At 60.4% G+C, this 25,569-nt stretch carries 21 protein-coding genes and 1 other RNA gene; 11 read left to right on the top strand and 11 right to left on the bottom strand.

Annotated features, from left to right (window positions below):
- Nucleotides 1-120 precede the first annotated feature (120 nt).
- The 3 genes from infB to NW845_RS04880 all read left to right on the top strand — a co-directional run bounded on the left by infB (nucleotide 121) and on the right by NW845_RS04880 (nucleotide 5,757).
- Complete coding sequence (infB, locus tag NW845_RS04890; protein WP_414377184.1) at nucleotides 121-3,228, top strand: translation initiation factor IF-2; 3,108 nt, start codon at nucleotides 121-123, stop codon at nucleotides 3,226-3,228.
- 108 nt (nucleotides 3,229-3,336) lie between these two features.
- Nucleotides 3,337-5,166 carry a proline--tRNA ligase gene (locus tag NW845_RS04885; RefSeq protein ID WP_414377182.1) on the top strand — a complete coding sequence of 610 codons (1,830 nt, stop codon included), beginning with the start codon at nucleotides 3,337-3,339 and terminating at the stop codon, nucleotides 5,164-5,166.
- Nucleotides 5,167-5,187: 21 nt separating this feature from the next.
- Entirely contained in the window at nucleotides 5,188-5,757 is a 570-nt protein-coding gene (locus tag NW845_RS04880) for a hypothetical protein (protein ID WP_414377180.1), read from the top strand.
- A gap of 128 nt (nucleotides 5,758-5,885) precedes the next feature.
- Here NW845_RS04880 and NW845_RS04875 read toward each other — a convergent pair whose 3' ends face one another.
- Complete coding sequence (locus NW845_RS04875; protein ID WP_414333114.1) at nucleotides 5,886-6,932, bottom strand: hypothetical protein; 1,047 nt, start codon at nucleotides 6,930-6,932, stop codon at nucleotides 5,886-5,888.
- 258 nt (nucleotides 6,933-7,190) lie between these two features.
- A complete protein-coding gene (locus NW845_RS04870; protein ID WP_414377177.1) occupies nucleotides 7,191-7,616 on the bottom strand; it encodes a hypothetical protein in 426 nt (141 codons plus the stop codon).
- A gap of 232 nt (nucleotides 7,617-7,848) precedes the next feature.
- Between NW845_RS04870 and NW845_RS04865 the strand changes: the two genes are divergently transcribed.
- Complete coding sequence (locus tag NW845_RS04865; RefSeq protein ID WP_414365729.1) at nucleotides 7,849-7,977, top strand: hypothetical protein; 129 nt, start codon at nucleotides 7,849-7,851, stop codon at nucleotides 7,975-7,977.
- 289 nt (nucleotides 7,978-8,266) lie between these two features.
- Here NW845_RS04865 and tkt read toward each other — a convergent pair whose 3' ends face one another.
- Nucleotides 8,267-10,267: a transketolase gene (gene tkt / locus NW845_RS04860; protein WP_414377176.1), complete on the bottom strand. Its 2,001-nt coding sequence runs from the start codon at nucleotides 10,265-10,267 to the stop codon at nucleotides 8,267-8,269.
- A gap of 512 nt (nucleotides 10,268-10,779) precedes the next feature.
- On the opposite strand from tkt, the gene lipA reads away from it, so the two are divergent.
- Nucleotides 10,780-11,694: a lipoyl synthase gene (lipA, locus tag NW845_RS04855; RefSeq protein WP_414377173.1), complete on the top strand. Its 915-nt coding sequence runs from the start codon at nucleotides 10,780-10,782 to the stop codon at nucleotides 11,692-11,694.
- Nucleotides 11,695-11,812: 118 nt separating this feature from the next.
- An RNA gene (gene rnpB, locus NW845_RS04850) (RNase P RNA component class A) lies at nucleotides 11,813-12,267 on the top strand.
- 60 nt (nucleotides 12,268-12,327) lie between these two features.
- On the opposite strand, the gene NW845_RS04845 is transcribed toward rnpB, so the two are convergent.
- Nucleotides 12,328-12,990 (bottom strand): TetR/AcrR family transcriptional regulator, encoded by a 663-nt coding sequence (locus NW845_RS04845; protein ID WP_414365732.1) that lies wholly within the window; start codon nucleotides 12,988-12,990, stop codon nucleotides 12,328-12,330.
- 319 nt (nucleotides 12,991-13,309) lie between these two features.
- On the opposite strand from NW845_RS04845, the gene NW845_RS04840 reads away from it, so the two are divergent.
- Nucleotides 13,310-14,203: an acyl-CoA desaturase gene (locus tag NW845_RS04840; protein ID WP_414372485.1), complete on the top strand. Its 894-nt coding sequence runs from the start codon at nucleotides 13,310-13,312 to the stop codon at nucleotides 14,201-14,203.
- A gap of 347 nt (nucleotides 14,204-14,550) precedes the next feature.
- On the opposite strand, the gene NW845_RS04835 is transcribed toward NW845_RS04840, so the two are convergent.
- The 6 genes from NW845_RS04835 to NW845_RS04810 all read right to left on the bottom strand — a co-directional run bounded on the left by NW845_RS04835 (nucleotide 14,551) and on the right by NW845_RS04810 (nucleotide 18,697).
- On the bottom strand, nucleotides 14,551-14,811 hold the full coding sequence (locus tag NW845_RS04835; RefSeq protein ID WP_414365741.1) for a hypothetical protein: 261 nt from the start codon (nucleotides 14,809-14,811) through the stop codon (nucleotides 14,551-14,553).
- Nucleotides 14,812-15,007: 196 nt separating this feature from the next.
- Nucleotides 15,008-15,271, bottom strand: a complete 264-nt coding sequence (locus NW845_RS04830) for a helix-turn-helix domain-containing protein (RefSeq protein WP_414365734.1) — start codon at nucleotides 15,269-15,271, stop codon at nucleotides 15,008-15,010.
- Between the two features lie 150 nt (nucleotides 15,272-15,421).
- Nucleotides 15,422-16,681: a sensor histidine kinase gene (locus NW845_RS04825; RefSeq protein WP_414365735.1), complete on the bottom strand. Its 1,260-nt coding sequence runs from the start codon at nucleotides 16,679-16,681 to the stop codon at nucleotides 15,422-15,424.
- Nucleotides 16,682-16,765: 84 nt separating this feature from the next.
- On the bottom strand, nucleotides 16,766-17,530 hold the full coding sequence (locus NW845_RS04820; protein WP_414334417.1) for an SDR family oxidoreductase: 765 nt from the start codon (nucleotides 17,528-17,530) through the stop codon (nucleotides 16,766-16,768).
- Nucleotides 17,531-17,553: 23 nt separating this feature from the next.
- On the bottom strand, nucleotides 17,554-18,567 hold the full coding sequence (locus tag NW845_RS04815; RefSeq protein ID WP_414377170.1) for a ketopantoate reductase family protein: 1,014 nt from the start codon (nucleotides 18,565-18,567) through the stop codon (nucleotides 17,554-17,556).
- A 22-nt stretch (nucleotides 18,568-18,589) separates the two neighbouring features.
- Entirely contained in the window at nucleotides 18,590-18,697 is a 108-nt protein-coding gene (locus NW845_RS04810) for a PetM family cytochrome b6-f complex subunit 7 (RefSeq protein ID WP_414334413.1), read from the bottom strand.
- A 497-nt stretch (nucleotides 18,698-19,194) separates the two neighbouring features.
- Between NW845_RS04810 and psbD the strand changes: the two genes are divergently transcribed.
- From psbD to cobW, 3 genes are all read left to right on the top strand, one after another.
- Nucleotides 19,195-20,253, top strand: a complete 1,059-nt coding sequence (gene psbD / locus NW845_RS04805; RefSeq protein WP_414365737.1) for a photosystem II D2 protein (photosystem q(a) protein) — start codon at nucleotides 19,195-19,197, stop codon at nucleotides 20,251-20,253.
- A 211-nt stretch (nucleotides 20,254-20,464) separates the two neighbouring features.
- Nucleotides 20,465-21,814 (top strand): photosystem II reaction center protein CP43, encoded by a 1,350-nt coding sequence (psbC, locus tag NW845_RS04800; RefSeq protein ID WP_414335970.1) that lies wholly within the window; start codon nucleotides 20,465-20,467, stop codon nucleotides 21,812-21,814.
- 128 nt (nucleotides 21,815-21,942) lie between these two features.
- Nucleotides 21,943-23,001: a cobalamin biosynthesis protein CobW gene (gene cobW, locus NW845_RS04795; protein WP_414377167.1), complete on the top strand. Its 1,059-nt coding sequence runs from the start codon at nucleotides 21,943-21,945 to the stop codon at nucleotides 22,999-23,001.
- A gap of 65 nt (nucleotides 23,002-23,066) precedes the next feature.
- Here the strand turns inward: cobW and NW845_RS04790 are convergent, their stop codons facing one another.
- Nucleotides 23,067-24,047: an NAD-dependent epimerase/dehydratase family protein gene (locus NW845_RS04790; RefSeq protein WP_414377164.1), complete on the bottom strand. Its 981-nt coding sequence runs from the start codon at nucleotides 24,045-24,047 to the stop codon at nucleotides 23,067-23,069.
- A 209-nt stretch (nucleotides 24,048-24,256) separates the two neighbouring features.
- Between NW845_RS04790 and NW845_RS04785 the strand changes: the two genes are divergently transcribed.
- A complete protein-coding gene (locus NW845_RS04785) occupies nucleotides 24,257-25,282 on the top strand; it encodes an ABC transporter permease (protein ID WP_414377161.1) in 1,026 nt (341 codons plus the stop codon).
- Nucleotides 25,283-25,569 lie beyond the last annotated feature (287 nt).

Raw genomic sequence — 25,569 nt, 5'->3', positions numbered from 1 at the left:
TGACGAGACATTCTCGATGTACCGGAGGAAGCACCTACACACCCAACAGGTTTACTCCTACCCACTAATTATCTGGATTGTAAAACTGACAAGGAGAAAGGAGCAGAGGCTAGCAGACGAATGACCGATAAAGTCAGACTTTACGACATTGCCCGCGAACTGGGACGTGACAATCGCGAGGTGCTAGAGGCTTGTGAGCAGTTGGGGATCCCTTTCAAAAGCCATAGCAGCACCATTTCTCCAGAGCAAGCCGAGTTGGTGCGCAGCAAACTGGGTGAACCTCGCGTTGTGAAACCGACTCGTCCCCGGCTCCGGCCCAAGCTGCAGCCTGAGAGCTCTCAACCGCAGTCTCCCGTCGAAGCCAAAGCAAGTGAGCGCTCTCAGCACATTGTCGGCATTCGCCGGCCTGCTCCTGCTCAGCAGCAAGCTGCTGCTGGTGAGGCCAGTTCTTCCAAGCCTTCGCTGCAGCGACCCGACCAGGTCTCCTCCGAAAAAGGGTCCACCGGTGGCAGCCTAGAATTGATAGGCCCGCCGCGGCGACAAGTCGATCCGCCTGTGCGCCCGGCTGCCCAGGAGCCGCAGCCGGCAGCTCCTCCGACTCGCCCTGAGGCTGCTGCCAAAGCCGGCAGCTCCGAACCCAGCCCCGCTCCGGCGGCCAAGCGACCGACGGTGCTCCCTCCCCCTCGACGAGCCGCCTCTGGGCCCGAGCCACCGCAACGGGCCTCTGAATCCGGTCGCCACGACCTTTCGGAGGCGCCCTCCCCCAGCGGCGCTCCTACCTCTCGTCCTGCCGAGGAAAAGGTTTCTGCCCCTCAAGCTGGGCAGCGCCCGCGTCCGCAATTGGTGGGGGCGCCTGTTCGCCCTGGCACTCGTCCCGAGCCACGCCCGCCAGTGGTCAAGAAGGAAGAGAGCTCCGGCAGCGGCAAAGCTGAGGAGGCTCCTCGTCCGCAGCGGCGGCTGGAATTGGTAGGGCCTCCTACCCGTCCTGTGGCTAAGCCTGTTCCCCCTGAGCCAGCTGCTTCCCCTCGCTTACCAGAAGGGATCCCTGAGGAACGCCCCACCCCGGTGTTGGCTGAAGCTCCCGTGCGGCCTGCTGCGCCCAAAATCAAGCGCAAGACGGTAGAAGAAGAGGACGAGGAACTGCAAGCCCTCGAACGACGGGCCAGCCGCACTCAGGCCAAGCGCAAACGCAGCCGCAGAAGAGAGGAAGGAGACGGAGACGTTCTGGATTTGGATCCCTTGACCGTCATCTCCGCTGTCAAGCAGGCGGAGCTGAACGCTCTCAAACCCTTGGCGCGCCCCACCGCCAAGCCCCCCTCTTATCGTCCGCCCGCGGCAGCGGCTGCTCCCGCCGCTCGCCCTCGCCCGGCTGCTAACCGCCCCCAGCGGCCATCGGCCTCTGCCGAAGCTAGCGCTCCTGAGGCGGCAGCAGAATCCTTGCCAGAAGAGAAGGTATTGCTCCTGGAGGGCAGCCTCACCGTGCAGGAATTGGCCCGCCGCCTGCGGGTGGCCGAAACCGAGATCATCAAAACCCTCTTCTTCAAAGGGGTGAGGGTGACCATCAACCAGGTTTTGGACGAGTCGCTGGCTGAGTCGGTAGCCAAAGAGTTGGGCTACGAAGTGCGTCGGCCCGAGACAGAGCCCAAAGCTAAGAAAACCGAGATGCTCGATCTGGAGGACATCGAGCATCTGGTGCCCCGTCCGCCAGTGGTGACCATCATGGGCCACGTGGATCACGGCAAAACCACCCTGCTCGATGCCATCCGCCACACCAATGTGGCCCAGGGCGAGGCGGGCGGGATCACCCAGCGCATCGGCGCCTACCACGTGGACGTGGACTTTGAAGGCCAGAAGCGACGCATTGTTTTCCTGGATACTCCCGGCCACCAGGCTTTTACCGCCATGCGCGCCCGCGGTGCCCGCGTCACCGACATTGCCGTTTTGGTGGTGGCTGCCGATGACGGGGTGCAGCCGCAGACGCTGGAGGCCCTCAGCCACGCTCGGGCGGCCCAGGTTCCGATCATCGTGGCCATCAACAAGATCGACAAGCCCGGCAGCCAGCCGGAGCGCATCAAGCAGCAGTTGGCGGAGCACGGGTTGTTGCCGGAGGAGTGGGGTGGCGACACGCCCATGGTAGAGGTCAGCGCCCTTACCCGCCGCAACCTAGATGCGCTGCTGGAGATGATCCTGTTGGTGGCGGATGTGGCCGAGCTGCAGGCCAACCCCAACCGGCCCGCCCGCGGCACCGTGATCGAAGCCCACCTGGACAAAGCCCGCGGGCCGGTGGCCACTCTGTTGGTGCAGAACGGTACCCTGCGGGTGGGCGATACCCTGGTGGCCGGCGCTGTGCTGGGCCGAGTCAAAGCCATGATGGACGACCGCGGCCAGCGGCTGCAGGAAGCCGGGCCCTCTTCAGCGGTGCAACTGTTGGGCCTGGAGGAGGTGCCGGCGGCGGGGGATGAGTTCCAGGTGTACACCGACGAGAAAGAAGCCCGGCGGATTGCTGAGGAGCGGGCGGAAGCGCTGCGGCAAGCCCGTCTGCAACAGGCGCTGCTGTCGCGGCGGGTGAGTTTGGGCAGCATCTCTGCCAAGGCTCAGGAAGGCCAGCTCAAGGAGCTGAACCTCATTATCAAGACGGATGTCCAGGGATCCGCCGAGGCCATCCAGACGGCTTTGCAGGAGCTGCCCCAAGAGGAAGTGCGGTTGCGGGTGCTGCTGGCGGCCCCTGGGGAGATTACAGAGACTGACGTGGATTTGGCGGCAGCTAGCGACGCCATTATCCTCGGTTTCAACACCACCTTCGCCCCCGGCGCGCGGCAGGCTGCCGACGACAAGGGGGTGGATGTGCGCGAATACGACATCATCTACAACCTGCTGGACGACTTGCGGGCAGCGATGGAGGGCCTGCTGGAGCCGGAGGAGGTGGAAGAGCCCTTGGGCCAGGCGGAAGTGCGTATGGTGATCCCCATCAGCCGCGGTGCGGTTGCCGGCAGCTACGTGCTCTCCGGCAAGGTGCAGCGCAATGCTCTGGTGCGGGTTCGCCGCAAAGGGGAGGTGGTTTACGAAGGACGCCTCGACTCCCTCAAGCGCTTCAAGGACGACGTGCGGGAGGTGGCCGCCGGTTTCGAGTGCGGGATCGGCATCGAGAAGTTCCACGCTTGGCAAGAGGGGGACATCATCGAGGTCTACCAGATGGTCACCAAGCGACGGACACTGGCTCCTGCCTAGTCCCAGCCGGTGGTAGAGTTTCAGGGATCCCAGCCCCAAGGGATCCCTGGGGAGAGTTTCCCCCCAAAGCAATGGAGAAAATCTTAAGTGGCCAGAGGGAGGAAATGGATGCAACAGAGCCAGAGACTGAGCCAGATGTTGTTTGTGACGCTGCGGGAGGATCCCGCCGAAGCAGAACTGCCCAGCCACAAGTTGCTGCTGCGGGGCTGCTTTATCCGGCGGCTCTCCCCGGGGATCTACACCTATTTGCCGCTCCTCTGGCGGGTGCTGCAGAAGATCTCGGACATTGTCCGGGAAGAGATGAACGCCATTGGCGCTCAGGAGTGTCTGCTGCCCCAGTTGCAGCCGGCGGAGATCTGGCGGGAATCGGGCCGCTGGGACGTGTACACCCAAGCCGAAGGGATCATGTTTGCCCTCAAAGATCGGCAGGGACGCGAGCAGGCCCTGGGCCCCACCCATGAAGAGGTGATCACCCTGCTGGCGCGGGATCTGATCCGCTCCTATCGCCAGTTGCCGCAGACCCTCTATCAAATCCAGACTAAGTTCCGCGACGAGATCCGGCCCCGCTTTGGCCTGATGCGCGGGCGGGAATTCATCATGAAAGACGCCTACTCCTTCCACGCCAACGAAGAGAGCCTGCGCCAGACCTACCAGGACATGTACCGGGCCTACAGCCGCATCCTGCGCCGCTGCGGGCTGGAGTTTCGCGTGGTGGATGCCGACGCCGGAGCCATTGGCGGGCCATCCGCGGCTTCTCAGGAGTTTATGGTGTTGGCCTCTGCCGGCGAAGACGAGATCCTCTACACCCCCGATGGCTCTTATGCCGCCAATGTGGAGAAGGCCGTCTCCCTTCCGCCACCGGCAGCAGACTCCCCCTACACCACCTTCCAGGTTCTGGACACGCCGGGAACCGAAACCATCGAGAAGCTGGCCGATTTCTTGAAGATCTCCCCCACTCTGATTGTCAAAAACGTCCTCTACCAAGCCCTTTACGACAACGGCCTGCGGGTGGTGGTGCTGCTGAGCATTCGCGGCGATCAAGAGGTGAATGAGGTAAAACTGGCCAACCACCTCAGCCGTCTGGCGGAGCGTTACCAGGCCCACAAATTGCTCACCCTCACCCTGGCGGACGCGGAGATCCAGAAAAGCTGGCAAGGGGATCCGATCCCGGTGGGCTACATCGCCCCCGACCTACCGGATAGCTGCCTGGGCCGGCAGAAACACTTTGCCCCTCAGATCTTGCGCCTAGTTGACCAGACGGCAGCCCTGCTGAAAAACTTTGTAACCGGCAGCAACCAGGTGGGGCGGCACGTGGTGGGGGCCAACTGGGGCGAGCAGTACCCTCTGCCGGAGGTGGTGGACGTGCGCAAAGCCCAGGCGGGGGATCGCTGTCTGCTCAACCCCGACCAGATTCTGGAAACCGCCCGTGGCATCGAGATTGGGCACATCTTCCAGTTGGGCCTCAAGTTTTCGCTGCCGATGCGGGCCACCTTTACCGACGAGCAGGGCGTCGAGCAGCCGCTGTGGATGGGCTGCTACGGCATTGGGGTATCGCGCCTGGCCCAGGCGGCGGTGGAACAATCCCACGATGCCCATGGGATCATCTGGCCGGTGGCCATTGCCCCCTATCACGTGGTGGTGGTGGTGCCTAACGTCTCCGACCCGGAGCAGATGCAGGTGGCGGAAAGGTTGGTGCAGGAACTGGCTGCTGCCGGCATCGAGACCCTCTGGGACGACCGGGACGAGCGGGCCGGCGTCAAGTTCAAAGATGCGGATCTCATCGGGATCCCTTACCGCCTTACCACCGGGCGCAGTCTTAAGCAGGGCAAGGTGGAATTGGCCGAGCGGGCCACCGGCCAAGCGGTAGAAATTCCCATTGAGGAAGTGGTGGCTACCCTGAAAGAGCGGATTGCTGCTGCCCTAGCCGTGCCAGATTGAGTAGGGCTTTTGTCGTCACCAATGCTGAAAGGCAGCCTCGATTATCTATTGCGCGGCAAGAACATCCTGCCGGTGGTGGAAGCCAAAAAGGACGATCTGACGCGGGCTTTTGTCCAAATGGCGGTGGAGATGATCGCCCTGGCCCAGGTGGAGCCGCAAACGCAGATCTACGGCGCCGTCACCATCGGATCTATCTGGCAATTCGGACAGATCCTTGGGGATCCACAGACAATCCGACAAGACTTGACCTTGTACCGAGTACCGGAAGATTCTGGAGAGCGTTGCCGGCATCCTCACGGCCATGGTAGGGGATCCCAGCCAACCATGAAACCCAAAACCCTCTGGTTTGCCCTGCAATTGATGGTGGCCGCTGCGGTTATCAGCGCGGCCATCAAATACGGTGGCCCCTATCTGGCCTTGCCGGAGACCCTGCCGGTGATCCTCGCCATGATCGTCTCGCCCACCTTGGTCATGGCCGGGATCCTGTGGCGCTGGCAACAGCGGTCTTCTCTTTCCCCAACCCGCGTCCAAGAGGCCCTGCCAACTGCAAACTCTGAGAACCCAAAAGTCTCTCAGCCGCCTTCCGATTGACCCTCACCCCCAGCCCCTCTCCCAGAGGTGAGCCCTCACCCCCAGCCCCTCTCCCAGAGGGAGAGGGGAGCTTGGCCGCCACTGCCAGACCGGCAGGCCGACAACCTCAGTCCAACTAAGTGGACAGCCTACTGCTGGGTGAGGCGCAAGGTCACCGTCGGGCTGGTTTGGTTGCCAGAGGTGGCCGTGAGATTGATCTGATACACGGTGCCGGAGGCCGGAATGGGCGGCCGCACCGTAACGGTGAAGCGGCCTTGGGCATCGGCTTGCACGGTTTGGTTGGTCACCGTCTGTTGGGCGCTGATGATGCCCCCCAGCGAGGTCGAAGCCGTTACATTCACCCGCACGGAAGCATTGGGAGCCGTGGTGCCCTGCAGCGTAAAGGAAGAGCCGGCAACCCGATCCCCATCGCGCAAGTTGGTGATCTGGGGCAGCAGGCTGGAGGGGCTGATCGTCGCGGAAACCTCTTGGGTGGTGAGCCGCTGGATCCCCCCAGTAGCCCCCTCGATCAGGCGGGCCGGCTGCTCTGCAGTCATAAAGCGCACCTGGCCGTTGTTTTCTAAGCGAGCGATGACGATCCCCTCACGGGTAGTATCCTTCGGCTCAATCAAGGCATTGACCACATAGGTGCCGCTGGAAACTTCCTGAGCTGGCAGAGTTTGCACCTGCCGTCCGTCCTGGACAAGGTAAACGGTTACTCGGCTGGAGGGAGTGCCCTTGACAGTTACCAGCAGGATCTCGCCCGCGGCCAAGGGGCGATTGCCGGCGTTGTGATCCACCAGGTCGATAGAGGCGCGGACGGGGCTACCCACGGTGAAGCTCCAGGTAACACGGCGGGTCACCCCCTGGGTGTTGGTGAACTCCAGCAGGACTTCCCGCCGTCCCGGCGGCAAGGGCTGGGCAGGACGGTAGGTGAAGAAATCCCGGGTAATCACCGACTCAGCAGTAACATCTTTGCCGTCCAGAAAAACCCGCACCGTCTCCGGGCGCACGCTGACCCCATCTTGGCTACGAAAAGAAGCCGAGATCGGCGAGGTGGGCTCCACATTAGTGGCCGCTTGAGCCGGGTTGGGATCCGTAATTTGCTGAGCCCTTGCCGGCGGGCCCGACAACCCCACAACAGCAGCGCCGATCAGCAAGGCACGGGGAAACCAAGAATACAAGTTATCGCTCATGAGACCATCCAAAATAAGGTTAAGCTGGCCTATAGGTGAGTAGCCCAGAGGCGGAGCAAAGTCAACCTAGACCTCCTGTTTGCATCCTGTCACAGGGGTCGATTGCTGTCGATACGCCTACACCTCCGCCTGGCTCTCCCCTAGACCCAACCCCAGTGTCAGATTTAGGTAAGGTTAACTGCCATCTAACGCCTAGGGCAAGGTTGAGAAGGCAGCCGCGAAAGCCCAGAGGCTACATTTTGCCCGTTCAAGCTGGCATCAATTCACGAAAATAGCGCCTGTCTCTTGTAAATCGAGACAATGGTCGCCGGAGACATCGTTGACCAGGCGCACTTCTACAGTGATGACATTCAAGGGATCCACGCTCACCCGGTAGCCCACCGGAGCCAACATTGGCGTGTTGATGGCCATGCAATTGGGGATGGGCAGGTTGCTCAGGCGCAAGGTTTCTCCGGCAGCCAGTTCCGATACGTTCTGGCGCGGATCGGTAAAGCCGTATTCCAGAGGCAGGCCGGTGCGATTGCGGATCACCAGCTCGGCAGGCAGGTTGGGGTTGAAGCGAGCCACCGGGCGATCGAAAACCGATTGATCCACACCCACCGGCAGGCGCGGCAGCGGCACCGTCTGAAAGGCAGGCTGAGCGACAGCACGGTGTCCACCCACCCAGGCTGACAAAGCGGCCATGATCAAGCCAATTCTTTTGCTTCGTTTCGCGTACCTCATGCTTCTGCCTCAGAATACGCCTTGTACAGAATTGAGATGCCCTTCCTCGCCTGCTTGTATTGTTCCCAAAAAGGGCTGGCCGGGCCAGATGGCCGCTGTTTTTTCAAGGGTAGGCCCCAACAAGGGCCATCGCTGCGCCGCCCAGCTTAAGATCCCATGGGAGGAAGTTAACGCTGCAAAGGGAGACATGGCTATGCCAGAAGAATCAGAAAAACCAGAGAAAAGCTACTCCTGGAAGGGCAGTGCCAATGCGGGCCGGGTACTGACGATTTTGGCCGTCGTGGGGGGAGTGGTCATTCTACTGGCGGGCTTCCTACAGTAGGCCGAGCTGTCAGACCCAAAGTTGGCGCAAGAACATCCGCCTATCGCTGGAAGCCAACGTTTTCCCTGCTATGAAACTATGAAACAACTTTCTCGCTCCCTTCTCCCACAAGGGGAAAAGGGTTGGGGGAGCAAGTGTCTCAACCTTGCTTGAAACAACCGCAATGTTTTGCAAGTCCTGCTAACAAGTTGTCAGCCTTCGCTAAGTCTTGTCAAGTTGTGCCACCGTCGGGCAGCAAAAAAGACCCAGCAGGGATCCCTGCTGGGCTCAGGCCGGAGGAGCAAAAATCCTAGCCTAGGAGCTGACGAGCGGTATTGAGCACATTCTCCACCGTAAAGCCGAACTTCTCCATGCAGACAGAGCCGGGGGCGGAGGCGCCAAAGCGGTCGATGCCGATGGCCACCCCCTCAAAGCCCAGGTACTTGTGCCAGCCAAAGGTGGATCCCGCCTCGACGGAGATGCGCTTGGTAACATTGGGGGGCAAGACGGAGTCGCGGTAGCTCTGAGGCTGGGCCTCGAACAGCTCCATGCAGGGCATGGAAACCACCCGTACCGCTCGGCCTTCCTGCTGCAGTTGAGCAGCAGCCTTCACCGCCAGCTCCAGCTCTGAGCCAGTGGCAATCAAGATAAGCTCCGGGTTGGGAGCATCCACCACCACATAGGCCCCCTTGGCTACCCCCTCAATGGAGGTGCCTTCTACGGGGTTGACCGCCTGCCGGGTAAACACCAGCACCGACGGGGTGGACATGGCCTCGAGGGCCACCTGGTAGGCTCCCACCGTCTCGCGGGCGTCCGCCGGGCGGATGACGTAGAGGTTGGGGATGGCCCGCAGAGAGGCCAGCGTCTCAATGGGCTGATGGGTGGGACCGTCTTCTCCTAGGGCCACTGAGTCGTGGGTCATGATGTGCAACACCCGCGCCCGCGAGAGGGCCGACAGCCGGATGGCCGGCCGCATGTAGTCGCTGAAAACCAAGAAGGTGGCGTCGTAGGGAATGAGGCCGCCGTGCAGAGCCATGCCATTGGCGATGGCTCCCATGCCGTGTTCCCGTACCCCGAAGCGGAAGTTGCGCCCGTGGTAGGAGCCGGCCTGAAACTCCGGGATCCCCTTCAAGTAGGTCATGTTGGAATGGGCCAGATCGGCGGATCCCCCCAGCAGCTCTGGCACCGCCTTGGCCAGGGCGTTGAGACAAAACTTGGAGAGGTTGCGGGTGGATTCTTTGCCAGTTTCGGCAATGGGAGCCAACGCTTCTTTCCAGCCCGCAGGCAGCTCCCCGGCCATGATGCGCTTGAACTCGGCGGCCTCTTCCGGGTAGGCCTTCTCGTAGGCGGCAAAGCGCTCGTTCCACTCCGCCTCGGCTTTGGCCCCTTTATCGATGGCCTGGCGGAAGTGGGCCAGCACCTCGTCGGGGATGTAGAACTCCGGCTCCAGCGGCCAGCCCAAGTTTTGTTTGGTGAGCTTGACCTCTTCTGGCCCCAGGGGCGCCCCGTGGACGCTCTCGCTGCCAGCTTTGTTGGGGGATCCGTAGCCAATGGTGGTCTCGACGATGATCAAAGAAGGCTTGTCGGTGACCTCCTTGGCTTTTTGGATGGCTTCGGCGATCCCCTTCAGGTCGTGGTTGCCATCCTCCACTTTTTGCACGTGCCAGCCGTAGGCCTCATAGCGCTTGCCCACATCTTCGGTAAAGGCAATTTCCGTGCTGCCGTCGATGGAGATGTGGTTGCTGTCGTAGAGCATGATCAGCTTGCCCAGTTTGAGGTGGCCGGCCAGCGAGGCCGCTTCCGAGGCCACCCCCTCCATGTTGCAGCCATCACCCAAGATCACGTAGGTGTAGTGATCCACAATCGTGTGGCCGGGCTTGTTGAAGCGGGCCGCCAAGTGGGCCTCAGCAATCGCCAGCCCTACCGCATTGCCCACCCCCTGTCCCAGCGGGCCGGTGGTCACCTCCACACCGGGAGTTTCAAAGTTTTCCGGGTGCCCGGGAGTTTTGGATCCCCACTGGCGAAACTGCTTGATGTCCTCCAGACTGACATCAAAGCCCGTCAGGTGCAGCAGGGCATATTGCAGCATACAGCCGTGGCCCGCCGAGAGGACAAAGCGATCCCGATCCACCCACTTGGGGTTGCGGGGATTGAACTTCAAAAACTGCTGCCAAAGCACATAGGCCATGGGTGCTGCCCCCATCGGCAGGCCGGGGTGGCCGGAGTTGGCTTTCTGAACAGCATCCACCGCCAAAAAACGAATCGTGTTGATGGCAAGTTGTTCCAGGGAGGGAGGAGCAGCAACAACCATGTGGGATCCCTATCGCTCGACATTCGCTTTCCAGTATGCCTTGACACTCCCACGGCCTAAAGGCGGGGGATTCTTACGCAGTTCAACAACAAACTCGTAAAGGCGCTGTCAAGACGCCTCTAGACGGTTCCTTGAGGCAAAACCCCAAGGTTCTGCTGACTTTCCTGTTCGCGTCAGCGGGACGGAGTCCTTGGAGGTTGGCTGAGACGTTGACATCTCCCGGACGCTTGCCACCGGTCGGGTTTTTCACCGTTTTAGGGGCTCGCCTGGGAACGCTACGCCTCGGTGACAACTATACCATTGGCGAGCAACTAAAGTTGCTGACGGGCTTTTCCGCCCTGCACTCAAGTGCGGGGCTACCAAGCTATCCTTCTGTGTTTTGGGCCTCGCTTCCGAAGCAGTGGGGATCCATCAAGCTGGGAATTGGCCCGGGTCGGTCTCGGCTGGGCAAGATGACAGGCTAAGCTGAGAGATAGGCTTGCCACCATTTCTGGTGGGTTGGAGGGTTTTCATTGAGCGCTGTTTCTTCGCCTAGCGGTAAACCGCCCTGGCTGCGGGCCAAAGCCCCCCAACGGGCCGGGTCTGTCCAGCAACTGCTGCGGGACTTGGGCCTGAACACGGTTTGCGAAGAGGCTTCCTGTCCCAACTTAGGGGAATGCTTTGCCAACGGCACCGCCACCTTCTTGATCATGGGCCCGGCCTGTACCCGTGCCTGCCCCTACTGCGATATCGACTTCACCAAACGGCCTTTGCCCTTGGATCCCACTGAGCCGCTGCGGGTGGCAAAAGCCGTGCAACGGCTGGGGTTGCGCCACGCGGTCATTACCTCGGTGAATCGGGACGACCTGCCGGATGGCGGAGCCAGCCAGTTTGTTGCTTGCATTACCGAAATCCGCCGCCGCCTGCCCCGGACGACCATCGAGGTCTTGATCCCAGATTTATGTGGCAACTGGCAGGCCTTGGAGCAGATTCTCGCTGCCCGCCCAACGGTGCTTAACCACAACACGGAAACCGTGCCCCGCCTCTACCGGCGAGTGCGCCCCCAGGGGAACTACGAGCGCTCCCTGCGGCTTCTGGAACTGGCACGGCAATGGGATCCGGGCCTCTACACCAAGTCAGGGGTGATGCTGGGCTTAGGAGAGACCGCCGAGGAGATTTTACAGGTGATGCAAGATCTGCGCCGGGTGGGCTGCGACATCCTCACTCTTGGCCAATACCTGGCGCCCAGCCCCAAACACCTGCCGGTGGAGCGCTATGTCACCCCAGAAGAGTTCGACCACTGGCGGCAAGTGGGGGAAGAGCTAGGCTTTCTGCAGGTGGTGTCCTCCCCTCTCACCCGCAGCTCCTACCATGCCGAAGCCGTGCAAGAGCTGATGCGGCGCTACCCGAAAAGGGGATCCCCTGCTGAGAGCGTCTTGCCAAGCTAGATCAGAAGTCCTGAGGTGTTGTTGTGGCGCAACGCTTCTCCCGGGAAGACCACAGGCCTAGTTGGTAGGGATTTCTGGCATCTTCTTTGGTAAAGATGCAGTAGGATCGAACTGAAGAGAGAGGAGGGGCAGGCGGTTGCGTCCTCGCTGCCGCTACCAGGCAGCAGGATGAGGAAAGTCCGGGCTTTCAGAAGAACACACCGCTGGGGAAACTCCCAGTGCGGGTAACCGCGAGGATAGTGCCACAGAAACATACCGCCGATGGCTGGGATCCCACCCAGTACAGGTAAGGGTGCAAAGGTGGGGTAAGAGCCCACCAGCAGCGTCGTGAGGCGCTGGCTCGGTAAACCCCGGTGGAAAGCAAGGCCGCAGCCGCAGGACTATGGCTGTTCTTCGCCCCTGTTGGCTGCATCGAGGTCACGGTACTCAACCATTGGTTGGGGAAGGGTGTCCTCGGTGGTGGTGAGCCGCTAGAGGGTGGTGGCAACATCACTCCCAGAGAGATGACCGCCAGTGTGGGTCGCCCCTTGGAGCACCCCACTACAGAACCCGGCTTACAACCTCCTCATCTCTTCTCTTTTTTGGGTTTTTTGGGATTGCCAACCTCGAGGGAGTCCTTCGGAGGGGAGCTTCTTAAGTTTGTCTCATACCCGTCAAGGCCGCCATCCACAGCTCTACGCAGGCTTGGAGGAGGAAGGGAACGCTGCTGCTAGGAGTGCCCTTGTCCGCTTGCTTAGCTGGGGGCTTGTCAGAGGCGCTGGAAGGCAGGCCAGCGGTAACGGCTAACACTGCTGTCCCTAAAATCATGAGGTGGAGAACTCCAGCAGCGGCCTGAAGGCGATCAGAGTCAATGGCTTGTAGCTCCGGGCTAGGGAGCTGCTGAAGGTAGTGGGCTAGCTGCTCTTGCGCCTTCAGGAAGCCTGCTCTCAAGGCACGGCGATGCTCCTCGGAGTAGAAGCCTGCTTCTCCCACCAACGAGCGCACCAGCTCAGGGTTATTAGCTAGGGCTTGGAAGCAGGTTTGGACATAGCGGAGGAGAATGGCTTGTAGCTCAGAGCCCCGGAAGGTAGCGGGATCCGCTGGGAGGGGTAAGTCGGCAATGCCGGAGAAAACTCCCAGCTCAGCAAATACAGCCAGGAGCAGTCCCTGCTTGCTGCCAAAGTGACGAAACAGGGTTACTTCATGAACGCCGGCCAAGTCTGCAATTTGACGGGTGGTGGTCTGAGTGATGCCCTGGCGGACGAAGAGGTCTCGAGCCGCGTTCAGCAGCCTTTGCCGGGAAGAAGGACGTGCCATGGTAGGTGATGGGGTAAGAAGTCAAGAGGAAGCGCTCAAGGTAGTAGCAATCTGCAAGTAGCACTTGCATTTGAGGTGAAATATCGTTAAGCTTAACCTCAGGCGAGATCAAACCTGCTGCCTTTCTGCTCTCTCATAGCGGCTTTCACTGCTGGGGCTTGCTTGGGCAGGCCTTCAGGGATCCCGGCTTGCCTTTCAGGGAGGCGAGCTCGTTGTAAGCTAAGTCAGGGATGCGGTGGCCTTTGCATGAGAAGCAACTTTGGGAGGAGGTATTTGATTCTGCGCTGCCCTTACTCCTTTTCTGAGGTTTTGCTGGTTCATGGCCGTTTCCCTTCCCACCCAATCGCTGGACAACCCCAACCGTTCTGCTTCGCTCGCTCAGCCTGAGCCCCAAAAGTCTTTTCGGTTTGCCTGGGAATTTGTTCTTTTTTTCGTTGTTTTTCACGCCCTCGCTTTGGTGGGCGGCATCGTTTGCTTTTCCTGGCCAGCCTTGGGGGTGGCCCTATTGCTTCACTGGTGTTTCGGCAGCTTGGGCATCTGCCTGGGGTATCACCGTCTTCTTAGCCATCGCAGCTTCCAAGTGCCCAAGTGGCTCGAATATGTCTTTGCTACCTTCGGTGCTCTCGCCATCCAGGGGGGGCCAATTTTTTGGGTGGCCGGCCATCGTCAGCATCACGCTTTTACGGAAGACGAAGAGCGGGATCCCTACTCTGCTCGCAAAGGCTTTTGGTGGAGCCACCTGCTCTGGCTCATTTACCAACGGGAAGAGTTTTTTAATCGTGAGAAGTATTCTGCCTTTGCGCCGGATTTGGCTCGGGATCCTTTTTATCGTTGGCTAGACCAGTATGGGCTGCTGCTGCAACTGCCGCTGGCTGTAGTGCTTTACCTGCTCGGCGGTTGGCCGTTCGTTATCTACGGCATCTTTGTGCGGACAGTGCTGCTGCTGCACTGCACCTGGTTGATTAACTCTGCCAGCCACTTCTGGGGCTATCGGACGTTCGAAAGCAATGACAATGCCCGTAACCTTTGGTGGGCGGCTCTGCTCACCTACGGCGAAGGTTGGCACAACAACCATCACGCCGACCCGAAGTGCGTGAAAGCAGGTTTGCGCTGGTGGGAAATTGACATGACCTACTGGGTCATTTGGGTGTTGGCGCGACTGGGTCTGGCTCGTAAGTTGCACCTGCCCGCTCAAGGTCAGCCAACTCGCTAAACTGTCTCTGCCTCAGAGCTTCTAGAACCCTCGATAAAGTCACCCTGGCCGTACGGGCAATTCTTGCTAAGACAGTTCGTTGCGCTGCTCGGTGGATCCCTCTCCCAAAAAAGGGAGAGGGGTTTAGGGTGACGGGCCTGTATGCGCTAGCGTAAGCTCGTTAGCAGCGCAGAGCACTCAAGCTCTGTCTCGACCTAGCTTGGAGCTGCTGCCCAGTTATCGGTTCCGGTTGGAAGGGAAGTCAATATCCCCCTGCGGGGAGCTGGCAGGGCTCGCCAGATAACCCAGAGGTCTCGCGCTGGCGACGAGTAGCCAACCTTTCATTCTTTTTCGGCAATGCAGGAGGGCTAGTCCTGTAAGGGGCTGTACTGCCATGTCCCGTAGTGGTCAAGAACGCGCTGAACTTGCTCTGGATCAGCGTCAGCCTCCTGGCGAATTTGCAGCGCCTCGATTTGGCTATCGGAATAGCGAAAGAGGGGGTCTTTTCTCCATTCCAGCTCTGCTTCCACACCTGGAATGCAGGCCAAATGGGCAGCCACCTCTCGATAAACCATCAGGGGCATGGAATCGTAGCGGACAGCGTAACGTTTCAGCTTAGGGATGCCCACGGATGACAACTCAACCTACGCAACTCAAAATGCAGCTACCTCCAGCCAAACTCAGCACTTCCCAAGGGCTCTGCGCAGCTTCTTTTTCCCCCTCACCGTCGCTCCCTCTCTCAGAAGCAATCGCGGTGCAAAACGCAAAAAACCCCCGATTAAAACTCTACGTTGGGCGTTTGGCTACTGGTAAAGCAAGATGGGGCTAGGCAATTTTGTCATCCACTAGGGTGCAGCAATTGACCTGATCCAGGCAAATCTTTCCCCATTGCAGAGCCCAGCGCACCAAAGCGACGCGATTTGACGTTCGCGTCTTGCTCAGAATGTTGCTGATGTGATTGTCAACAGTGCGCTTGCTGATTTCCAAGCGCTCTGCAATGTCCTGATTGGTCAGACCCGCTGCGATTAACTCGAGAACCTGCAGCTCACGCTCCGACAACAAATCAGCGGAATGATAATCGGCGCCCATTCCGAATGCCCAGGGTACAAACTGTAAGGATTACCTAGACCAATTCTAGGGGATCCCCTCCAAGATGGATAGTCCCGCCGCAGGAAAATCTGCGGCAATTCTCAGGCCGAAGGGTTTGGCGATGTTGACGGGAGCGCTTCTGGGCAGCTTTCACAGGGCATCGGCGCGTTTCCGGGGCAGTTCCACCTGCACCCACAGCCCACCTGCTTGTGGGTGATTGCGCAGGCGGATTGTGCCGCCGTGAAGTTCCACAATTTGCCGCACGATCGCCAGCCCCAGGCCGGTGCCGCCTTTGCTGCGGGCCCGCGCCGCATCGGTGCGGTAAAAGGGTTGAAAGACCAGCTCAAATTGATCCTCCGGCAGGCCAGGGCCGTGGTCGTACACCTCCAGCCGCACCTGGGATCCCTGTTCCAAGAGCAGCACGTGGACAGGGGAGTCGGGCGCGCCATATTTGACAGCGTTGTCCAAGAGGTTGAGGATGAGGCGGTAGAGGCGTTGTTCATCTCCCCAGAGATAGAGCTGGGAGGGGCTGCTCAGGTGCAGTTCCTGGTGACGGGGCTTGGCCAGCGGTTCTAAGCTCTGCCAGGCTTCGCGCACCAAGGCTGCCAGATCCACCCAGCGCCATTGGGAGCGGGATCCGGCCCCCAAGTTAAGGGCGCTCAGTTCCAACAAGTCTTGTACCAACTGGCTGAGGCGCAGCGTCTCGTTGAGCAATCGTTCCACCCAAACCGCTTGCGCGGTGTCGACCCGGCTTTGTAAAGTTTCGGCCAGCAGACGAATCGAGGTGAGGGGGGTTTTCAGCTCGTGGGCCACATCCGAGGCCCAGCGATCCCGTTGTTGGGCTAGCAGGGTAGCTTCCAGCCGGTCTTCCAAAAAGATGGCAACCTGCCCCTGCGGCAGGGGCAGCCCCCAAGCCCGCAGCGGAACCGGTTTATTCTCGCCGCCGGAAGGGTAGAAGATCCATTCGCGGCTCTGGATGGGCGTGCTGGCCCCCTGGCGGCGGGTGGCTTCGATGAGCTGATCCAACTCATAGGAGCGCACCCACTCCAGCAGGAGCTTGACGCCCGGCTGCCACTGGCCAATGTGCAGCAGGCGTTGAGCGGCAGGGTTACACTCCAGGACCACGTTGTTCTCGTCCACCCGCAGATATCCCCAGGGCAGGTGGTGGCTCAGATACTGCCAGTCTTGCAGGTGTCGTTTTTGGCTGGCCCACTCCAGTTCTTGTTGGCGCAGGTGGCGGCTGAGCCGGCTGAGCATCTGTTCTGGCGAACTCAGAGGCAGGGGCACGTGCAGCAGGGATCCCAACTGTTGCAATTGGCGGCCGAAGCGGCGCCGACTCTGCCAGAGCAAAATTAGCGTGCCGAGTAGGCCGATGCCCAACCCAATGAGGATCCCGCTTTCCACTCCCATGGGCCCACCCCCTTTGCCGCCATTGTCGCCCAGGGATGGGGGGGTGAATACCGAACAAGCGAAGGGATCGGGATCTTCGCATCCTTATCGGCGATGCACCATTGTCGTGCTGGCCTGGTCGGTGGGCACCAGCAAGACCTCACTGAGGTTGACGTGGGGGGGACGGGTGACGGCAAACAGCACCACCTCGGCCACATCCATCGCCGTCAGGGGGGTGAGGCCCCGATAGACCGCTGCCGCCCGCTCGCGATCGCCGTGGAAGCGCACCTGGCTGAACTCGGTTTCCACCAAGCCGGGCTGGATCTCGGTGACGCGAATGGGGGTGCCCAGCAGATCCAGCTTCAGGCCCTCGGAGATGGCCCGCACGGCGGCTTTGGAAGCACAATAGACGGCGCCGCCGGGATAGGTCTGCCGACCGGCAATGGAGCCGATGTTGACCACATGGCCGCGGCCCCGCTCCACCATGCCGGGCAAAACGGCGCGGGTAACATACAGCAAGCCCTTGATGTTGGTATCGATCATCTCCTCCCAATCTTGCAGAGCACCGGTGTGGAGCTTGTCCAAGCCGCGACTGAGGCCGGCGTTGTTGATCAAGATGTCGATCTCAGCCCAGACCGGCGGCAAAGACTGGAGCGCCTGTTGTACGGCTGCCCTGTCCCGCACATCCAAAGTCAGCAAGTATGAGGAAGCGCCGTAAGCCTGCTGCAACTCCATAGCCAGCTCCTGCAGACGCTCCTGACGGCGGGCCACCAGGATCAGCTTGGCCCCAGAACGGGCAAAAAGCGTGGCACAGGCTGCCCCGATGCCGCTGCTGGCACCGGTGATGAGCACAATGGCGTTTTCCAGCATAGTCCGCAAGAGTTGAGGGGCTACTAGGGGATCTGCGGCTGGGAACGGGCCGCCTTCCCCGCCTGAAGCGAGCGCTCCAGCAGCTTAACGCAAGCATAGAGTGTATCCAAATGGGGAGTCGGGATCCCTGCCCAACGCCCCACCTCCGCGATGGCGCCGACAATGCTCTCGATCTCCGTCGGTCGCCCTCGCTCAATATCCTGGAGCATCGAGGTGCGATGGGATCCCACGCGGGCTGCATCCTTGAGCCGCTCTTCCAGAGAGACCGGCAGCCGGATCCCCAGCGCTTGGGCCACAGCCTCGGTTTCCTGCATCACCGACTCAACCAAAGCATGGGTGGGCGGGTACTGGGCAATTTCGTCTTGGGCCGCGCGGGTGAGGGCGCTGATGGGGTTGAAAGCGGCGTTGCCCCACAGTTTTTGCCAGATCTCGACCCGAATTTGGGAGGTGAGGGTTACAGGAAGCTGCGCCTGCTCAAAGATGGCCGCCAGAGAGCGCAGCCGCTCCGACAACGATCCATCTGGCTCCCCCAGAATATAGCGCCCGCCGCCGGTGTGCAAAACTACCCCCGGCTCTGCCAACTGCACGGCGATGTACACGACACAGCCGATCACCCGTTCGATCGGCAGATGGGCGGCAATCACCCCGCCCGGATCCACCGAAGTCAAGGAGCGCCCCTCAAACTCGCTGCCATGCCGGTAAAAGTACCACCAGGGAAGACCATTCTGAACAACCACAAGGGGGGTGTCCGGGCCACACAGGGATCCCAACTGTGGGGCAAGCAGGGGCAAGCTGTAGGCCTTGACAGCAACGATCACCACATCTTGCCGCCCCAGCTCAGCCAAGTCATCGCTGGCTGTCAGCCGTTCCACCCAAGCCTCAGGGGGATCCCCCTGCCGGATCAGTTTCAATCCTTGGCTGCGGATGGCCTGCAAGTGGGATCCCCGTGCCACCACACTCACTGGAAAACCGGCTCGGGCCAGGCAGACGGCCAAATGCCCTCCCACTGCCCCGGCGCCAACGATGCCGATTTTCATGTTTCACCAAGCGAGGAAATCCCTACTCGGCCCCGCCCTGGGTGACGCGCAGGATCCCGTACCCGAGCGCCACGCCCACTAGGGTCAGGACAATAGAGAGCCCAGCAATGGTGAAGATCTCACTAGCCATAGATTCCTCTCAGGTGGATTGCCTCGCCCTTTAAGGATATCGGATCTTGAGCCTTCGGCCTTCCCCGGGGTGAGGCGGCCCCTCACGCTCAATATCTCAGGAGAGAAAAACCGCAAAGATTACAGTCGGTGAAGATCCCGGTCGCCTTAGACTTGATGGGGGCGTGTCCTCCGCCTCTATAATGAAAGCAATTTACAAGTCTTTACTGGCATAGGCTAAATTGTTGTAATGCCGACAGCCGTGAAACTTGTTCGGTGGCTCTAGTGTGGCTCGTCGGGACTGCCACAGCCCTGCTGAGGATGCCAAGAGCAGCTCGGAACGCCAGCAAAGCTGTCTAATGCAGCGGTTGGTCGGTTCTGGTCAGGAGTCCCTGCAGGGAAACTGAGGCGATAAAGTTCGCAGACTGAGTCTTTATACCTAGGCCCCAGTCTTGCTTCAAAGAAGCAAAGTTTGTAGTTTCATTAATGTCCTCATCATCTTTTTAAGGAGAAGTTGAGATGACCATCGCGGTAGGGCGCGTACGCCAGGAGCGAGGATGGTTCGACATCGTCGATGACTGGCTCAAGCGCGACAGATTCGTGTTTATCGGCTGGTCGGGGCTGCTGCTGTTCCCCTGCGCCTACCTGGCCTTGGGCGGCTGGCTGACCGGCACCACCTTTGTAACTTCTTGGTACACCCACGGCCTGGCCAGCTCCTACCTGGAGGGGTGCAACTTTTTGACCGTGGCCGTGTCCACCCCCGCCGACAGCATGGGGCACAGCCTGTTGCTGCTGTGGGGCCCGGAAGCCCAGGGGGACTTTACCCGCTGGTGTCAGATTGGCGGGCTGTGGACCTTTGTCGCCTTCCATGGAGCGCTGGGCCTGATTGGCTTTATGCTGCGGCAATTTGAGATTGCCCGGCTGGTGGGGGTGCGGCCCTACAACGCCATTGCCTTCAGCGCGCCGATTGCGGTGTTTGTGAGCGTGTTTTTGATTTACCCGCTGGGGCAGAGCAGTTGGTTTTTTGCCCCCAGCTTTGGGGTAGCGGGGATCTTCCGCTTCTTGCTGTTCTTCCAAGGGTTCCACAACTGGACGCTGAACCCCTTCCACATGATGGGGGTGGCTGGCGTTTTAGGTGGAGCGCTGTTGTGTGCCATCCATGGGGCGACGGTGGAGAACACGCTCTACAAGGATGGGGAAGCGGCGAGCACGTTTCGGGCGTTTGAGCCGACGCAGGCGGAAGAAACCTACTCCATGGTGACGGCTAACCGCTACTGGAGCCAGATTTTTGGGATAGCGTTTTCCAACAAGCGGTGGCTGCACTTTTTCATGCTGTTTGTGCCGGTGACGGGTTTGTGGATGTCGAGCATTGGTGTGGTGGGTTTGGCGCTGAACCTGCGGGCGTATGACTTTATCAGTCAGGAGACCCGGGCGGCGGAGGATCCTGAGTTTGAGACGTTCTACACGAAGAACATTTTGCTCAACGAGGGGATTCGGGCCTGGATGGCGCCGCAGGATCAGCCGCACGAGCGCTTTGAGTTCCCCGAAGAAGTCCTACCCCGCGGCAACGCGCTCTAAACTGGCGCTGGCTGTCGAACGCTTGAGTTCTCTCGATCCTTCACGTGAGAGCCGGGGCCGAGCGTTCGCCTATTCAAGCCTTGGATTGGGTGGGTAGGCGCTCGGCCATTCTTAAGATCCTTTGCTTTTCAGCTCTATCTTCTGCTGTACTGACTGTTACTCTTTTCGGAGGCTGGCCTCAGTGACTTCAACGACCTTTGGTTCCGCAGCGATGCAGGATCGCACCCAGGGCGGGTTTGCCTGGTGGGCCGGGAATGCTCGCTTGATCAATCTCTCCGGTCGGCTCTTGGGTGCCCACGTGGCCCACGCCGGCCTGATCGTCTTCTGGGCGGGAGCGATGCTGCTGTTTGAGGTGGCTCACTTCACGCCGGATCGGCCTATGTACGAGCAGGGCCTGATCCTGATGCCCCACGTGGCCACTTTGGGCTGGGGGGTTGGCCCGGGCGGCGAAGTTATCGACACCTACCCCTACTTTGTGATTGGTGTGCTGCACCTCATCTCTAGCGCAGTGCTGGGGTTGGGGGGCATCTATCACGCTGTGCGCGGCCCAGAAACCCTGGAGCAGTCTTTCCCCTTCTTCGGCTACGACTGGAAAGACAAGAACAAGATGACCACCATCTTGGGGATCCACCTCATCCTCTTGGGGTTGGGGGCTTTCCTGTTGGTGGCCAAGGCCATGTGGTTTGGCGGTGTCTATGACACCTGGGCTCCCGGCGGTGGCGATGTGCGAGTGATCACCAACCCCACCCTCAACCCGGCGGTGATCTTCGGCTACCTGTTCAAGTCTCCCTTCGGCGGCGACGGCTGGATCATCAGCGTGGACAACATGGAGGATGTGATCGGCGGCCATATCTACATCGGCATCATCTGCATTGCCGGTGGGATCTGGCACATCCTCACCAAGCCTTTTGGCTGGGCCCGCCGTGCTTTCATCTGGTCGGGGGAAGCTTATCTCTCCTACAGCTTGGCGGCGGTCTCGCTGATGAGCTTTATTGCCACCTGCTACATCTGGTTCAACAACACTGTTTACCCCAGCGAGTTCTACGGCCCCACCGGCCCTGAAGCCTCGCAAGCGCAAGCCCTCACCTTTATCGTGCGCGACCAGCGCCTGGGGGCGAACATCGGCCAGGCCCAAGGCCCCACCGGTCTGGGTAAGTACCTGATGCGCTCCCCCACGGGCGAGATCATCTTCGGCGGTGAGACGATGCGCTTCTGGGATGTGCGGGCGCCCTGGAAAGAGCCGCTGCTGGGCCCCAATGGCTTGGATCTGGATAAGTTGAAGAACGACATCCAACCCTGGCAAGCTCGCCGTGCGGTGGAGTACATGACCCACGCGCCACTGGGATCCCTGAACTCGGTGGGGGGTGTGGCGACCGAGATCAACACGGTGAACTTTACCAGCCCGCGCACCTGGCTGGCAGCCCACAACTTCATCTTCGGCTTCCTGTTCTTCGTTGGCCACCTGTGGCATGCCGGTCGCGCCCGTGCCGCTGCTGCCGGCTTTGAGAAAGGGATCAGCCGCGAGAACGAGCCGGTTTACCGGATGAAGCCGATCCGATAAGCACGGAAGTCTCTTGGAGATCAACCTTTGGCCCCCGGTAGGGGGCCTTTTTTTGGGGATCCCCCCCGACAGGATTGGCAGAGAAGGAAGAGAGGATAGAGACTGAGAAGGCTGAATGTTCGGTAAAGATGCACAAAGTCCCGGTTACGGTCATCACCGGATTTTTGGGATCCGGCAAGACCACGGTGATCCGTCACCTGTTGCTCAACAACCAGGGCCGCCGCATCGCCGTTTTGGTCAATGAGTTTGGCGAAGTGGGCATTGATGGCGAACTGCTGCGGGATTGCCAACGTTGCGAGGGAGAGGGATCCATCCCCATTTTGGAGCTGGCCAACGGCTGCCTCTGCTGCACGGTGCAGGAGGAATTTTTGCCCACCATGGAAACCCTGCTGCAGCACCGGGCGGAGCTGGACGGCATCCTGATTGAGACTTCAGGATTGGCCTTGCCTAAGCCTCTGGTGCAGGCTTTCCGCTGGCCCACCCTACGCACCGGCGCCACGGTGGATGCGGTGATTGCAGTGGTGGACGGTCAGGCCCTGGCCTCTGGACAACTGGTGGGGGATCGGGCGGCGCTGGAAGCGCAGCGGCAGGCCGATGCGAGCCTGGATCACGAGACGCCCATTGAGGAGCTGTTTGCGGATCAGTTGAGCTGCGCCGATTTGGTGCTGCTGAGCAAGGTGGATCAGATCACGTTGTCGGAGCGAGCGCGCGTGGAGAGCTGGCTGCGGCAACAATTGCGCCCTGAGGTTCGAGTCCTCCCCTGTGAGCGGGGCCAGGTTGCCCCAGAAGTGCTCTTGGGCTTCAACGCAGCCGTGGAAGACCAACTTGAGAGCCGCCCCAGCCACCACGACCACGAAGAAGACCACGAGCACGAGGCCTTCGAGTCTTTTTACCTGAGCCTGGAGGGGAGCTATGAGCCGGTATCCCTAGTTGCCCAACTGCGCCAACTGGCTCAAGAGGAATGCCTCTACCGGGTGAAGGGGTTTGTGGCCGTGCCCCACAAGCCGATGCGGCTGGTGCTGCAGGGAGTGGGAGGGCGATTGGAAACCTACTACGACCGGCCCTGGCGCCCGCAAGAGCCGCGGTTGACCCGCCTAGTGTTCATCGGGCAGAGGCTTAACCGGGAGCGCATTGCCGCTCAGCTTCAGGACTTGGCTCACAGAGAAGCAGCGGCCTTTACTGGTTGATCCCTCTCACCCCCAGCCCCTCTCCCTCTGGGAGAGGGGGGTTGGCGTGACCCTATAAAAGCGGCCTAGAGGTAGGCATCTAGGAGAGAGGCCACGGTGGGGAAGTGGCAGGGCAAGCCCAGGGCTGCTGGCGAGAGGGCCGGATAGACAAAATGGCGGTGGCGCAGACAGTACTCGTCCCACGCCGAAAGCCGCACCCCAAACAGAAAAGCCAAGCTGCGGAGGAGTCCGAGGGGCAAGGGCAAGCGGAAGTAGATCCGCTTTCTGAAATAGGCGCACACCTGTTCCACGCACTCATCCACAGACAGAGGGGGGTTGCCCAACACCCAATCGCCGCCACCGGGCGGATGGGCTACCCAGTAGGCCACCATCTCTGCCACATCGGCAGCGTGGATGAAGTGGAAGCTGGCATCCACCCGCAAAAAGCGGATGAGATCCAGCCAGCGGAGCACATCCTTAAGGCCAGCGGTGATGTGGGAATAGGGGTGGTGGGGGCTGCCGCCAAACAGTAGGGTGGGGTAGAGCGTCAGCAGCCGATCCGGCCAGAAGCAGCTTTCCTGCCGTTGCAGCAGCATCGCGTACTTGCTGCGGATGTAGTCGGTGCCGGCCTGGCCGGCGATGGCCAAAGGTTGTAACGCCTGATCCAAAAGGCTGGCGGTGGAAAAGTAGATCACCTGCTGGCAGCGCCGGGGATCCAACAACTGAAAGAGCTCCAGAGTGTGGGTAACATTCACCGCCCAGGTTAGGGTGGGATCCCCCCAAGCCGCCGCCATGTGGATTAGCCCATCCATCTGTTGCAGCAGAGCGGCGTGCTCGCGGATGTGCAGCAGATCGCCGGGCACCAGGGTGATGGGGGCGGGCAGCTGTTCCGGGGGTAACCGCAGACGGCTGGGATTGCGGATAAGAATGTAGAGGTGGTAGGCGGGCCGCTCCGGAGACTCGGGATCCCTTTCCTGGGCCAGGCGCTCTAACACATAGTGCCCCAGACAGCCGCTAGCGCCGGTAAGAAACAGGTTTCGCAAGAGGTCTTCCCAACGGCAACTCATCGAAAAAGCTTTTGACTAGTCTACCGCCTTGGCTTGCGCCTGCCGGAGCGGCCTAACTCCCAATTCCTCTGCCGGCAAGTCCGGGCAACTGCACCCTGTTCCAAGCCGGGCAGCAGGCTAGAAATCTGGCCGCAAGAATGGCAGCATAGTTCGACAAGGATCCCCTACCGGGATCCCAGCTAAGACCGCGCTCAACTCGACCTCTGTCTGTGGCCGTAACCTCCTCTTCCCCTAGCAGGCGCGCTTTCAGTCTGTGGCCACCGCTGGCCTTGGTCTTGCAGCGGCTGGCCCAAGCGGTGCCGGTGCTACTGCTGATCACGGTGCTTAGCTTTTTGCTCTTGCAACTGGCTCCCGGCGATTTTTTGGATCCCTTGCGGGCGGATCCCAGTGTCAGCCAAGAGTTTATTGCCCAGGAAGAGGCACGGCTGGGCCTGGATAAGCCCTTGATTTGGCAGTATTTGACCTGGCTGGGCAATCTGCTGCAGGGGGATTTTGGCGTCAGCTACACCTATCGCGTGCCGGTGGCGCAGCTTATTCTCTCCCGTGCCGGCGCCACCTTGCTGTTGGCAGTGTGCTCTGTTTTGCTAACTTGGCTAATTGCCGTTCCTCTGGGGATCCTGGGGGCGCTGCGGCAGAACACTCCTTTGGATCGGGCGTTGCAGTTGCTCAGCTACCTGGGGCAGGCCATGCCCAGCTTTGTGCTGGCCATTTTGCTGCTGATCGTGGCTCAAAACGTGGGCTGGTTGCCGGTAGGGGGAATGACCAGTGTTTATTTTGCCGAGCTCGGTTGGGGGGGGAAGCTGCTGGATCTGGGCCGCCACCTGCTCTTGCCCACGCTGGCCCTGAGCATTACCAGCTTTGCCGGGCTGCAGCGGATTACCCGCGGCAACTTCTTGGACGTGCTGCGGCAGGAATACATCCAGGCGGCGCGGGCACGGGGCATTCCTGAATGGCGGGTGATCTGGCTGCATGCATTGCGCAACGCCGTCAACCCCTTGATCACGATTTTGGGCTTTGAGTTTGCCAATCTGCTCAGCGGCTCCTTCATTGCCGAGTTTTTCTTCAATTGGCCGGGGCTGGGCAAGCTGCTCTTGGAAGCCGTCCAAAGCTTTGACATCAACGTGGTGATGGCCGGGCTTTTGCTGGGAGCGGTGATGCTGATTTTGGGCAACCTGTTGGCCGATCTGCTCTTGATGTGGGCGGATCCGCGGATCCGACCTGAGTCTTTGCTATGAACTACCCCACCGCGTAGGCGGGTGGGGTTTCCTCACCCGCTTGACAGCAGAGCTTTTGTCTCTTCCTCTGCCCCAGTTGCTTCATGGATCCCGTGTACGGGGTCTGTGAAGTAGAGCTGAAGCATCCAAGACTCACGAGGCGGGTTCCCAGCCCCGGTTGCTGATTAGTAGCAACGTTGTAGAAAACCATCACCGTTCCCCTGTCCCGCGGTATCGCAAACCCACAGGCAGAACAGACATGGTAACGGTTACTTAGCTCTGCCCACTCCTTGTGAACAGCACCGCAC

Origin of the sequence: Synechococcus sp. H60.2 (assembly GCF_047462315.1) — a bacterium.
Taxonomy (GTDB): Bacteria; Cyanobacteriota; Cyanobacteriia; order Thermostichales; family Thermostichaceae; genus Thermostichus.
The sequence above is the reverse complement of the archived record's forward strand: the minus strand, read 5'-3'. Positions and strand labels throughout refer to the sequence as shown.